Raw genomic sequence first — 12,843 nt, 5'->3', positions numbered from 1 at the left:
GAACGCACGACTCAGAGGCGCGCGGCCACCGCCCCGAGGGCGCCGTCGAGGTCGGTGATGAGGTCGTCGAGCGTCTCCAGACCGACCGAGAGACGGATCAGCCCGGGGTCGATGCCCAGGCGTTCACGCCGCTCCGGCGAGAACGACAGATGCGTCGTGGTCGCGGGGTTGATCGCGAGGGAACGGGTGTCGCCGATGTTGGTCATGCGGGAGAACACCTGCAGATTGTCGATCAGGGTGCGCGCCCCTTCCAGGCCGCCCGGCACCGTGAACGCGAAGACCGATCCGGTGCGGCCACCGTACAGCCGCTCGGCGAGCGCATGGTCCGGGCTCGAAGGCAGCCCTGCGTAGTCCACGCTGCGCACGACCGGATGCTCGTCCAGCCACCCGGCCAGGGCGCGGGCATTGTCGACGTGCCGATCCATCCGCACCGACAGCGTCTCCAGTCCCTGCTGCAGGAGGAAGCCGTTGAACGACGACAGCGCGGGACCGAAGTCGTTCACCGCGGTCAGACGCAGATAGCGCTCGAAGGCGTGCTCGGTGCCGAACCGTTCGAGGAACGACGGCACCTCGGGCTTCTGCCGGTCGGTGAGCAGACCGTAGTGCCGCGAGGTCGCGGCCCAGTCGAAGCGGCCGCCGTCGACGATGAGTCCCGAGAGCCCGGCGCCGTGGCCGCCGAGGAACTTGGTCGAGGAGTGCACGACGATGTCGGCTCCGTGCTCGATCGGGCGGATGAGGTACGGCGTCGCGACCGTGTTGTCGACCACCAGCGGGATGCCGTGATCATGCGCGATCTCGGCGATCGCCGCGATGTCGGTGATGTCGTTCTTCGGGTTCGGGATCGTCTCGGTGAAGATCGCCTTGGTCGACGGCCGGATCAGGCGCTCCCACTCGTCGCGGTCGCGCCAGTCCCAGACGTAGTCGACCTCGATGCCGAGGCGTCCGAGTGCGCGATCGAACAGCACCTGCGTGCCGCTGTAGATGCTCGCGGTGGAGAGGAAGTGGTCGCCCGACTCCAGCAGTCCGAGCAGCGCCGAGCTGATCGCGGCCGTGCCGGAGCCGACGGCGATCGCGCCGGTGCCGCCTTCGAGGTCGGCGATCCGACGCTCGGCGACCTGGTTCGTGGGGTTGAGGTGCCGCGAATACAGCTGCCCGTCTTCGACGCCGGCGAAGCGATCCCACGTCTGCTGGAAGTCGTCGAAGCGGAAGGCGTTGGAGAGGTGGATGGGCGTCACGCGGGAGCCGTGGCCCGGTTCCGGCAGCTCGCCCGAGTGGATCTGGCGCGTCTCGAACCCGAATCCACGCCAGTCGTAGCGCGCCGGGATGACGCGGGGAGCGCCCGCCGCCGTCTCGTCGATGCCTGCCGCCTGTTCGCCCGGCGCGAGGCTCATCGCGTGGCCCGGGCCGCGGCGAAAGCGGGCACGATGTCGTCGGAGATCTCCAGCGCCAGGGGCGCATCGATGCCGAGCCGCTCCCGGAGGGTGGTGCCGGTGACCGCGGGGAACGCATCCTGTCGGCGCGCCTGCTCCAGGGTCTCGACGATGCGCGCGAGCGGAGCCGTCGTGCGGATCACGACGTCGCCCGCCGCTTCGCGCACGGTCTCGCTGAGCACGAGCTCGGTGAGCGAACCAGCGTCGAGGTCGACGGTCGACAGCGTCCACGCGTCGGCGATCTCGCCGGCTGCGGCGAGGGCATCGGAGATGATCAGGAGTTCGGCGACGCCCTCCGCCGCGGCGAGGTCGGCGGCATCGGCCGCGTACCAGGCGAGTACCGGAGCGCCCTGCGCGGTGGTGGGCACGGTGAGCGGCCCGGCGCTGGCGAAGACACCGGTGTGGGAGACCTGGAGGATGCGGTCGGACAGGGCGTAGATGCCGGTCTCCCGGTCGGCGACGATGGTGTCGGCGGGCCAGCTCAGCCACAGCGCCCGCAGAGCCTCGGCGGCGTTGCGGGTCGTGGCGGGGGCGAGCGGACCCCCGTCGGTGAGTCGTGCGCCGCTCCAGGCCCGTGCCTCACCGCGGTCATCGGGAGCGAGCACGTCGCGGCGTCCGAGCAGCACGCCGGTGCGACCACCGCTGAGGTGATCGCTGGACGCGACGCGACGGGCGAGGTTGTAGGGGTGATCGCGGTGGGCGGCGGCCGTGATGAGAGTGGCGCCCGTCGTGTCGTCGGCGAGGTAGGTCGCGGCGATCGAGCCGTCGATGCCCGGGCCGTCCCAGGCGGCGTCGTCCACGAGACGGTCGATCCCGATGACGACGTAGGCGACACCCGTGTCGTGCAACCGGCGCCACAGCTCCGGTGTCTGCACGGCATCCAGCACCTGCGCTCCGGTGAGGGCGACGGCGAGTCGGCGTCGCTGTTCGGGGTTCTCGCTCACGGGGTCCTCCTCGGTTCGGGTCACGCACGTCACGCTAAAGGGAGGACCCGCGGCGGCCCCTCCCGTCCGTCACGGGTCGAAACAAACAGGGCCGCACGCGACGCTGCGAGTACCTGCATGACCGCGTGTTGAGGAATGTGTCGCCGCCGACCCGGGGGTCCGAACGCCTCCCCTAATGTGACGGGCACCTCCGGATCGGACCGCCGCACGCGGGTGCGCAGCCGCCGGAGGAGAACAGGAGTCCTCGATGTCCGATCGCGCCGGCCACGTCATCCTCGGTGTCAATGTGCTCGTGCTCGGGTACCTCCCCGCCGCCTGGCAGACGGATCTGCTGGGGCAGGATGCGCCGCTCGACCCGGCGTACTGGGCGCGGATCGGGGCTCTCGCCGAGAAGGGCACGCTGGACGCGATCTTCCTCGCCGACGGGGCCGCGCTCGGGAACCCGGCCAACGACGCCAACAACGTGCGGCTCGACCCCACCGTCGCGTGGGCGCACGTCGCCCGCTCGACGGAACGCGTCGGCCTCATCGCCACGGCCTCGACGACCTTCAACGACCCGTGGGAACTCGCGCAGCGCCTGCTGTCGTTCGACGTCGTCTCGGGTGGACGTGCCGGATGGAACGTCGTGACCTCGCGGCATGCGCAGGCGGCGGCGAACTTCGGTCTCGACGGGCTCCTCGGCCGGGAGGAGCGCTATGCACGCGGCAGCGAGTTCGTCGATCTGGTCACCGCGCTGTGGGATTCCGCGCGCGACGGCGCCGACATCCGCCATCACGGGGCGCACTTCGATGTGGAAGGTCGCCTCACGGTGCCGGCGTCGCCGCAGGGGCGTCCGATCATCTTCCAGGCGGGAGGCTCCCCGCAGGGGCGTGAGCTGGCCGGCCGCGTCGCCGACGGCGTGTTCGCCGCCGAACTCACGAAGGAGGGCGCGATCGAGCACTATCGCGAGGTCAAGGCGCACGCCGCGCGGTTCGGGCGTGCCGCCGACGACGTGAAGATCCTGCCCGGGCTGCTGCTCACGCTCGGCAGCACCGAGGAGGAAGCGCGGCGTCGCAGCGACGAGCTGCACGAGCTCGGCCCGATCGAGTACTCCACGCAGTGGCTCTCGCAGTCGATCGGCTTCGACGTCTCGACGCTGCCCCTGGACGAGCGCTTCCCCGACGAGCTGCTGGAGGGCGAGATCGACCCGACGACGTTCGGTGGCAGCATCGGCTTCCGGCAGTCGATCTTCGAGCGCATCCGACAGACGCGTCCGACCGTGCGCGAGTACCTGCGCGAGACGCGCTACGTCGGATCCGGGCACGCCGGGTTCGCCGGCACCCCGGAACAGCTCGTCGACCGCATCGAGGACTGGTACCGCTCCGGAGCGATCGACGGCTTCAACCTGCAGCCCGACCGGCTGATCGACGGGCTGGAGGTCATCGCCGAGGAGGTGGTGCCGCTGCTCCGCAAGCGCGGCCTGTATCGGCACGAGTACGAGACCGAGACGCTCCGCGACCACTTCCGTGCCGCGTCATCCGTCGGGCAGCCCGCCTGATGCCGAGGTTCGGGCTCGCGCTGAACCTGGGGCTCGAGGACCGCTCGGTCCCGGCCACCGCGCGGCTGTACGAGGATGTGCTCGACGTCGTCGCATATGCGGAGCAGAGCGGGATCGATGCCGTCTGGATCGGGCAGCATCACTTCACGAACACCCCGGGTCCCGTGCCCTCTCCGCTCGTGCTGCTCACGGCCGCGGTGGCCAGGACCTCGCGCATCGATCTCGGCACCGGGATCGTCACACTGCCGCTGGAGGATCCGATCCGCCTGGCGGAGGATGCCGGCACGCTCGACGTGCTCTCCGGCGGCCGCGTGCAGCTCGGCGTCGGCACGGGAGGCGCGAACCTCGGCGCCTTCTCGGCCTTCGGACACGACTCCGCCGACCGCCATCGCCTCTTCGACGAGAAGATCGCGCGGCTCAACGACATCCTCGCCGGGCGACCGGTCTCGGACAGCTCCCCGGCGATCATCCAGCCGCACGTCCCCGACCTGCACCGGCGCGTGTGGCAGGCGGTGACCTCGCTCGACCGGGCTCGTTCCGCCGGGAGGCTGGGCCAGGGCATCCAGGTCGGCGCCTTCTTCGATTCCGTCGTCGACGGGCAGCTGCCGAAGGTCGAGGCCTATCTCGACGCCTACTCGTCGACGGGGCCCGACGACCTGCCCCGCATCGGGGTGTTCCGCTTCGTGTACCTGGGGGTGTCGCGGGATGCTGTGCTCGCCGAGCTCGAACCGATCCTCGGGCCGCGGCTGCCGCTCCTCGCCGACCGGGCGAGCGTGAGCGGGAACGATCGGCTCCGCGGACTCGGGCTGGAGGACTATCTCGACGCGGTCGGCGCGATCTACGGATCCGCCGACGACGCGCAGGCGGCGCTCGCCGCAGACCCGGTGGTCGCGCTCGCGACAGATGTCGTGGCCAACTCCGCTGTGCAGTCGACCTTCAGCGCCACGGCATCCCGTGCCCAGGTCGACGCGCTCGTCGCCGTTCGTTCTGAAGGAGTTCTCGTGGAATGAAGGAGCTCCTGTCTCGTGGGGTCCTTCATTCCACGAGAACTCCTTCATTCCAGGATGCCGAGCGGATGCCGAGCGGATGCTGCCGCCTCACTCCACCGGCAGGATCGCGTCGAGCAGCGTGCGGGTGACCTGGTCGCGCTCGTCGGAGAACAGCTCCCGTGCGGGGAACAGGTCGACCAGGCGCCCGGCGTCGAGCACGCCGATCCGGTCGCACACGAACTCGATGATGCTGAGGTTGTGTCCGATGAACAGATAGGTGAGGTCGAGCTGCTCGCGCAGATCGAGCAGCAGGTTGATGATCGTCGCCTGGGTCGACACGTCGAGCGCCGAGGTCGGCTCGTCGAGGATGAGCAGCTCCGGCTCGAGGGCGAGGGCCCGCGCGATGCCGATGCGCTGCCGCTGCCCGCCCGACAGTTCATGCGGATACCGGCGGGCATAGTCGGCCGGAAGCCCCACGAGGTCGAGCACGCGGGCGACCGTGGCGCGGGCCTCGCTCGCTCCCGTGGCCTTGCCGAAGCGCCGCACCGGTCGCGCGATCTGTTCGCCCACCGGGATGCGGGGGTTCAACGAGCTGCTCGCGTCCTGGAAGATGAACTGGAACCGCGGCCGCAGCGCACGCACCCGATTCGCGGATGCGGCCGTCAGATCGACGCCGTCGAACTCCACCCGTCCGCCCGTCGCCGGCAGCAGACCGCCGATCACCCGCGCGAGCGTGGACTTGCCCGAACCCGAGGCGCCGATGAGCCCGAACACCTCTCCACGTGCGACGTCGAAGCTCACGTCGTCGACCGCGCGGAAGACGCGGCGGGTGACACCCGTGCCGATCCCTCCGACGTGGAACTCTCGACTCACTCCGTCCAGCCGGAGCAGGGTCGGCGGGGCATCCGCCGGTTCCACGGCCGTGCGCGGCGACACGGCATCCGTTCCGGCCTCCACCGCCGCACCGAGCCGCACGGGCAGACCGGCCGCCTCCAGCGGGAAGCGCGCGCCGATCCCCGGCACCGCCGCGATGAGGGTACGGGTGTAGTCGTGCTGCGGGTTCTGCAGCACGACTCGCCGTTCGCCGGTCTCGACGATCCGCCCGTCCTTCATCACGGCGATGTCGTCGGCGACGTAGGACACGACACCGAAGTCGTGGGTGATGATCAGCAGCGCGCCACCGGATTCCTTCACCACGGTCTGCAGCAGGTCGAGGATCTGCTTCTGGATGACCGCGTCGAGTGCGGTGGTCGGCTCGTCGGCGATCAGCACCGCCGGCTGCGACAGGCTCGCGAGCGCGATCATCACGCGCTGGCGCATGCCGCCTGACAGCTCGTGCGGATACGACTTCAGCACGCGCTCGGCATCCGTGATCCCGACGTTCTCGAGCCAGGTCAGCGCGATGTCGTCCTGCTGCGGCCTGCGCGTGTCGGGGCGGTGATGCGCGATGATCTCGCGGAGCTGACTGCCGATGCGGAAGGACGGGTCCAGGGATGCGAGCGGATTCTGGAAGATCATGCCCACGTGCGAACCGCGGTACCGTCGCAGCCGGGCCTCGCTCGCCCCGGCGATCTCCTCGCCGCCGACCGTGATCGATCCCGAGACGACGTGCGCATCACGGGGGAGCAGCCCGAGCACGGTCGAGGCGGTGATGGACTTTCCGGAACCCGACTCCCCGACGAGCGCGAAGGTGCGTCCGGCATGAAGCTCCAGCGTGACGCCGTCGACGACGCGGGTCGCGTGATCACCTTCGCCGAACTCCACGGCGAGGTCGGCGATACGCAACGCGGGCGGTGCGGACTCCGCGCGGTCGGCGGCGGTCGCGGGAGGGGAGAGCAGATCGGTCATGAGCGGATCCTCCGTCGATGCGGGTCGAGCACGTCGCGCAGCCCGTCGCCCAGCCAGTTGAAGGCGAGTGCGACCAGCAGCACGACCAGTCCGGGGAGCAGAGCGGGCACGATGTTGCCCGAGATGATGACCTTGGCACCTTCCGAGATCATGCGCCCCCAGTCGGGTGTCGGCGGTTGCACGCCGATCCCGAGCGCCGACAGGCTCGAGGAGAAGACGATCATGATGCCGACCAGGCCGCTGGCGTAGATGAAGATCGGGGCCGCGACGTTGGGCAGCACCTCGCGGAACAGCACCGACCAGAACCCGGCGCCCAGCGAGAGTGCTGCTTCGACGTAGTCCTTCCCGCGTTGCAGCTTCACCTCGGCGAACACGATGCGCGCCACATACGGCGTCGCGGAGAACACGATCGCGGCGATCACCACGGTCGTGCCCGGGCCGAGGATCGCGGCGAGCGCGACGGCCGCGATGATCACGGGGAATGCGAACAGGATGTCGATCGTGCGCATGATCACGCCGGCGATGTTGTCGTTGGAGAAGCCGGCGATCAGCGCGAGCACCGAGCCGAGGACCGTGGAGGCCGCCACGGCGGCGATCGCGATGAGCAGGGAGGTCTGTCCGCCGTAGAGGAGTCTGCTGAGGATGTCGCGCCCCTGCTCGTCGGTGCCGAGCAGGTGATCGGGTGATCCGACGGGCAGGTATTTCAGCGCGCCGTCGGCGGCGAGCGGATCATGAGGGGCGATCCACGGCGCCAGCAGCGTGGCACCGACGATGAGGACCAGGAGCGCCACGGCGAGGGCCAGCTGGCCGTGGATGCGCCTGCTCGAGCGGCGCCTGCGCGCACGGGGCCCGCGGACGATCGTGAGCGCCTCGCCCTTCGCGGTCTGCAGCACCATCGGTCAGGTCCTCTTCAATCGGGGGTTCAGCACATCGACGGTGACGTCGGTCGCCAGGTTCACCACCAGGTAGCAGAGGGCGACGAGCACCACCCCGCCCTGGATCAGGGGATAGTCCTTGCCGTTGACGGCGTTGAGCACCTGGGTGCCGATGCCCGGCCAGTTGAACACCGACTCCACGAAGACGACGCCGGTGATGAGGGTGCCGATCTCGAGCCCGATGATGTTGACGACGGGCGGCAGGATGTTGCGGCCGACGTGACGCCCGTACAGGCGGATCGGTCCGATGCCCTGCGAACGGAAGGTGCGGAAGTGGTCCGACTGCCGCTCCTGGATGATGCCGATGCGGGTGAAGCGTGCGAGCACGAGCATCGAGATCAGCGCGGCCGAGATGCTGGGGAGGATCAGATGCAGAAGCAGGTCGCCGAAGCCGCCGCCGCGGCGCGAGTACATGCCGCTCACGGGGAGCCACTGCAGCTGCAGCGCGAAGATCCAGATCAGCACCAGCCCGAACCAGTAGACGGAGAGGTTGCTGCCGACCTGCACGATGAACATCGACGCCCGATCGATCAGGCGGCCGTGGCCGGTGCCGGCGAGCGTGCCGATCAGGATGCCGAACACGGCGCACACCACCACGCCGGCGGCCGTGAGGATCAGCGTGTTGAGGAAGTTCGGCCACAGGATGGCGAACACCGGCTGGTTCTGCACGATCGACAGGCCACCGCCTTCGACGAACAGGCTCCGCAGCCACCGCAGGTACTGCTCCCACAGGGGCAGATCGAGGCCGTACGCGACGCGGATGGCCTCGATCTGCTCCGGGGTGTGGGTACGCGCGTACTGGGCCTCGATCGGGTCACCCTGCGTGAGGTGGCCGATCGCGAACGTCAGCACCGACACGATCAGGAGGACCGGGACGAGGTTGACCAGACGCAGGAGGACGTGCTTGAGCGTACCCATGGGCGATGACTACCCGTCGATCCAGACCGAGGTCAGGTCGTACCAGTTGGTCGCCGGCCAGACGAAGCCCTCGACATCGGGGCTCAGCGCGTAGTAGCGCGTGAGGTTCGCGATCGGGATGACGACCGCGTTCTCGCGCACGAGCTTCTCTGCCGCCTGCCAGAGCGGGATGCGCTGGCTCTCGTCGTCCGTCGTGAGAGCGGCGTCGAGCGCTGCCGAGATCTCCGGGAAGTCCGCGGTGTCGAGTCCCTTGGCGGTGAGGCCGTTGTACCCCTGGTAGAGCCATTCGGCATACGATCCGCCGTACTCGTCGAACGTCAGGCCATCGGTCGGCTCGGCGTCGGAGTACGCGCGGGCGATGTAGCTCGTGCGGTCCAGCGAGACGATCTCGGTCTCGACGCCGATCTCCTTGTACTGGGCCTGCAGCCACTCGGCGGCATTCTGGTTCGCGACGTCGATCACGATCGTGAACGACAGCGGCTTGTCGGCGGTGTAGCCCGCCTCGGCGAGCAGCTCCTCGGCCTTCTCCGGGTCGTACTCGAAGTCGCGCGCCTCGGGGTCGTACGCCTCGTTGCCCGGAGGCTGGAAGGAGTACTGCGGCTGGGCGTACCCGTTGTAGACCTCGGCGGTCAGCTTCTCGCGGTCCAGACCGTGGATGAGCGCCTGACGCACGCGCTCGTCCTTGATGTCGGGGTTGCGGAAGTTGAACGACAGGTAGAGGAGGGATGCGCCCGTGCCTTCCGGCACCTGGAAGCCCTGCTCCTCGAGGGTGTCGACGTCGTCGGGCTGCACGTAGCTGATCTGGTCGACCTCGCCGCTGAGCAGCGCCGCGAGTCGCGTCTGGTTGTTCGGGATGATCCGGAACGTGAGCGAGTCGAGATTCGGCTCGTCGCCCCAGTAGTCCTCGTTCTTCTCCAGCACGATCCGGTCGCCGGTCGTGCGCGACACGAAGGTGTACGGGCCGGTGCCGTCGGGGTGCTCGGCGAATCCGTCGTTGCCGTACTCCTCCCAGACCGCCGGGTTGCCGATGTTCAGCGTGGCCATCGACTGCGCGAGGATGCGGGGGAAACCGAGGAACGGCTTGTCGAACGTGAAGCGGTAGTGGGTGTCGTCGACGACCTCGCCCGAGATCAGCCCGCCGAACCACACGGCGAGGTTCGCCGCGCTCTTCTCGTCGTAGAACTCGTAGCTCTCATCGCTGATGCGGCGCACGTTCTTGTCGAGCGCCTCGGCGTCGAACGGGGTGCCGTCGTGGAAGGTCGCGTCGTCGCGCAGCGTGAAGTCCCACACGGTGCCGGAGTCGTCGACGCTCCACTCGGTCGCGAGGCTCGGGAGGATCTCGGTCGGGTCGGTCTCTCCCGACGTGTCCTCCTTGGTGAGTCCCTCGAACAGGTTGCGCGAGACGCGGTAGGTCTCCCAGTAGCCCTGGCGATGGGGGTCGAGTGCCAGCGGTTCGAGGTACAGCGCCGAGACGAAGTCCCCTCCCGCGACCGGTTCGCCCGTTCCGCCGTTCTGGTCGGCCGGGCCGTTGGTGCTGCAGCCGCTGATGACGAGGGCGGCGATCACGGCGATCGCGCCGACAGCCGCCCCTCTTCTGAATCGCATGTCTGTGTGGTCCTCTCGTGCGGGTCACGACGGCGGATGCAGGCCACGCGTCGTTCGGGATCGGCCCAGTAAAGCCGGGTCGCGCGACGCGCGCCGAGACCGCGTTACAGAACGTAGTGATCCGTCGCGGAACGACTCACACGCGGCCGTCGAGGGGCTCGCGAGGAGGATGAGGGCCATCCGAGGCGGCACTTTCGGCGCCCCCGGCGAGGGAGGAAGCATGACGATCACCGAGCAGTCCACCGCCGCCCGCGGCGTCGCTGAGCCGCGCATCCGGCGACTGGGCGTCTTCTCCCAGGTGCATGGGCGCACGGGGCAGGACATCCGCGAGGTGTATGCGCGCCTCCTCGACGCGATCGTGGCCGCCGACGAGCTGGGCGTCGACACGTTCTGGGTCGGACAGCACCACGTCGACCCCTCCAGCGGTCGGCTGCCGTCGCCGTTCCCCCTGCTCGCCGCCGCAGCGGAGCGGACCAGCCGGATCCGCCTGGGAACGGCGATCGTGGTGCTCCCCCTGGAGGATCCGCTGCGGCTCGCGGAGGATGCCGTCGTCACGGATCTGCTCTCGGGTGGGCGGCTCGAACTCGGGGTCGGGGCGGGTGGCGGCTCGGAGCCCGCCTACCGCGCGTTCGGGCGGGACGGATCGAGCGAGGGGCGCCGCCGTGCGTTCGATGCGCACCTCTCACGCCTCCTCGAGGCTCTCGAGGGAGCATCGCTGACGGGCGAGGCCGGCGGGCCCTCACTGGTGCCGGCGGCGGGCGATCTGCGGGACCGGGTCTGGGTGGCGGCCGGCACGGTGGAACGCGCGGCCGAGGCGGGGCGTCGCGGCGTGCGGCTGCTCACGGGCACGTTCAGTGACACGCCTGCCTTCCAGCGCGCGAAGATCGATGCCTACGCGCAGGCCTTCGCCGCAGCGGGGCACGCGGAGGTGCGTCGTCGGATCTCGGCCGGCCGCTTCGTCTACACGGGAGACTCGCGGGCCGCGATCGAGGACGAGGTGCGCGAGGGGCTCGCGGCGCATCAGGAGCGGATCAGGACCTTCGCGCCGGAGCTCGGCGACCTGACCACAGCGGAGTACCTGGCGCGTGTGACGCGCTACGGGGCGCTGCCGGATGTCGTCGATCAGCTGCGTGCGGATGTCGGTATCGCCGATGTCGCGACCGACTTCCACGCCATCCTCAGCCTGTACCCGGCCGCGGGCGACGTCACACCGGCGACGGACGTCGATCTGCGGCGTATCGCACAGCTCGTCACCGAGATCGCCCCGGCCCTCGGCTGGACGCGGGGCTGATCCCGGCCGAGGGCGGGGCGGTCCGGTTCAGCCGGCGCCCTGTCCCGCGGCGATGCTCGCGCTGAGTTCGCCGAAGATCTTGGTCGGGTCGGTGCCGCGCACGAACCAGTCGCCGACGATGCGCTCCTTGTAGACCCGGGGGTTGTGCGAGGCCAGGGTGCGGGCGTTCCGCCAGTGCCGGTCGAGCAGCAGGTCCTTGGAGACGCCGGAGGCGCCGAGGGCATCGAACACGATCGTGCTGGCATCCAGCGCCGCCTGGATCGCGACGAGCTGGGCCTGGTCGGTCTCGACCGTCGAGCGGATGAGCGCCTCCTTCTCGGCGGCCGCATCGCCCACGGCGTGCGCCTCGGCGACCGCGTCGATCGAGGCCGAGGAGCGTTGCACGGCGGCCTCCGCGGCGTAGGCGTGCGCGGAGACCCGACCGATGACTTGCAGCAGCTGCGCGTCGTCGACGGGGGACTGGTCGAGCGCGTGGGCGTAGGTGCGCGTGCGTGCCTTGAGCGCGGCGACCCCGTCGCGCCGTGCCGCCCTGGCGATGCCGGCCAGGATCGCCAGGAGCGAGGTCTGATAGAACAGGCCCTGGTAGCTGAACCGGGTCTCGACGGGGAAGATGTCCTGCGCGTCGACACGGGCATCCCGATACGTCGCGCTGCCGCTCGCGGTGGTCTGCTGGCCGAATCCGGGCCAGTCGTCGGTCAGCTCGACGCCCGGCTGCTCGCGGCGCACGAGGGCTGTGAGGATGCGTCCGTCGTCCGTGCGCCCGAGCACGTCGAGCCAGTCCGCGTACAGGCTGCCCGTGGCGTAGAACTTGGCGCCCGTGAGCAGCCATCCGTCCGACTCCTCCTGCGGGCGCAGGATCGTCTTGAGATCGGAGAACGAGCCGTTGTTCGCCTCGGTCCACCCGCCGCCCACGAAGTCGCCGGCGATGAGCCGGTCGAGCCACACGGTGGTCGTCTCCGACGGTTCGGCGTTCAACCGGTCCTCCACGAAGGCGAGATGGTTGCGCCAGACGTGCGACACGTTGGGGTCGGCCTCGCCGAGGTCGGTGAGCAGCTGGAACGTCTGCCGCAGCGACGCTCCCCATCCGCCCAGCGACTCGGGGATGCGGAGCCGCCCGAAGCCGGCCTCGATGAGCCAGCGCACCTGCTCCGTGGGGAAGGCCCTGACGGACTCGCGCTCCCGGTTGCCCTCGGCGATGCGATCGAACACCGGCTGGAATCGCGCCGAGAGATCGGCGTCCAGAGCGGTCGGCGGGGCGAGGAGCGAGGAGGCGGTGATGGTCGTCATGCTCGCACGGTAGCTGTGGCCGTGAGGGGGGCGCACCCGACCGATCGCAGAGCGTCGCG

At 69.8% G+C, this 12,843-nt stretch carries 10 protein-coding genes; 3 read left to right on the top strand and 7 right to left on the bottom strand.

Translation table 11 applies throughout. The annotated features are described in order from the left end of the window. Window positions 1-11 precede the first annotated feature (11 nt). Together FB560_RS15460 and FB560_RS15455 are read right to left on the bottom strand one after the other, a co-directional pair. Window positions 12-1,391 (bottom strand): O-acetylhomoserine aminocarboxypropyltransferase/cysteine synthase family protein, encoded by a 1,380-nt coding sequence (locus FB560_RS15460; protein WP_141873420.1) that lies wholly within the window; start codon window positions 1,389-1,391, stop codon window positions 12-14. Beyond that, a complete protein-coding gene (locus tag FB560_RS15455; RefSeq protein ID WP_141873419.1) occupies window positions 1,388-2,398 on the bottom strand; it encodes an LLM class oxidoreductase in 1,011 nt (336 codons plus the stop codon). The genes FB560_RS15460 and FB560_RS15455 overlap by 4 nt, the downstream gene beginning before the upstream one ends. A gap of 223 nt (window positions 2,399-2,621) precedes the next feature. Between FB560_RS15455 and FB560_RS15450 the strand changes: the two genes are divergently transcribed. After that, entirely contained in the window at window positions 2,622-3,911 is a 1,290-nt protein-coding gene (locus tag FB560_RS15450) for an NtaA/DmoA family FMN-dependent monooxygenase (protein ID WP_141873418.1), read from the top strand. Next, window positions 3,911-4,921 carry an LLM class flavin-dependent oxidoreductase gene (locus tag FB560_RS15445; RefSeq protein ID WP_141873417.1) on the top strand — a complete coding sequence of 337 codons (1,011 nt, stop codon included), beginning with the start codon at window positions 3,911-3,913 and terminating at the stop codon, window positions 4,919-4,921. The genes FB560_RS15450 and FB560_RS15445 overlap by 1 nt, the downstream gene beginning before the upstream one ends. Before the next feature lie 87 nt (window positions 4,922-5,008). Here the strand turns inward: FB560_RS15445 and FB560_RS15440 are convergent, their stop codons facing one another. From FB560_RS15440 to FB560_RS15425, 4 genes are read right to left on the bottom strand one after another with little or no spacing between them, the layout of a single operon-like run. After that, complete coding sequence (locus FB560_RS15440; protein WP_141873416.1) at window positions 5,009-6,748, bottom strand: dipeptide ABC transporter ATP-binding protein; 1,740 nt, start codon at window positions 6,746-6,748, stop codon at window positions 5,009-5,011. After that, window positions 6,745-7,644: an ABC transporter permease gene (locus FB560_RS15435; protein ID WP_141873415.1), complete on the bottom strand. Its 900-nt coding sequence runs from the start codon at window positions 7,642-7,644 to the stop codon at window positions 6,745-6,747. Before FB560_RS15435 ends, FB560_RS15440 begins: the two co-directional genes overlap by 4 nt. Window positions 7,645-7,647: 3 nt before the next feature. Next, a complete protein-coding gene (locus FB560_RS15430) occupies window positions 7,648-8,601 on the bottom strand; it encodes an ABC transporter permease (protein ID WP_141873414.1) in 954 nt (317 codons plus the stop codon). A 9-nt stretch (window positions 8,602-8,610) separates the two neighbouring features. After that, a complete protein-coding gene (locus tag FB560_RS15425; protein ID WP_141873413.1) occupies window positions 8,611-10,206 on the bottom strand; it encodes an ABC transporter substrate-binding protein in 1,596 nt (531 codons plus the stop codon). Window positions 10,207-10,426: 220 nt separating this feature from the next. Here FB560_RS15425 and FB560_RS15420 point away from each other — a divergent pair, with 220 nt between their 5' ends. Further along, on the top strand, window positions 10,427-11,497 hold the full coding sequence (locus FB560_RS15420) for an LLM class flavin-dependent oxidoreductase (protein ID WP_170198179.1): 1,071 nt from the start codon (window positions 10,427-10,429) through the stop codon (window positions 11,495-11,497). Window positions 11,498-11,524: 27 nt separating this feature from the next. Here FB560_RS15420 and FB560_RS15415 read toward each other — a convergent pair whose 3' ends face one another. Further along, window positions 11,525-12,784 (bottom strand): acyl-CoA dehydrogenase family protein, encoded by a 1,260-nt coding sequence (locus FB560_RS15415; protein ID WP_141873411.1) that lies wholly within the window; start codon window positions 12,782-12,784, stop codon window positions 11,525-11,527. Window positions 12,785-12,843: the final 59 nt, after the last annotated feature.

This window comes from Microbacterium saperdae, assembly GCF_006716345.1.
In the GTDB taxonomy this organism is placed as follows: Bacteria; Actinomycetota; Actinomycetes; order Actinomycetales; family Microbacteriaceae; genus Microbacterium; species Microbacterium saperdae.
Note: the sequence above shows the minus strand (reverse complement) of the source record. Positions and strands in the feature narration are given on the sequence as shown.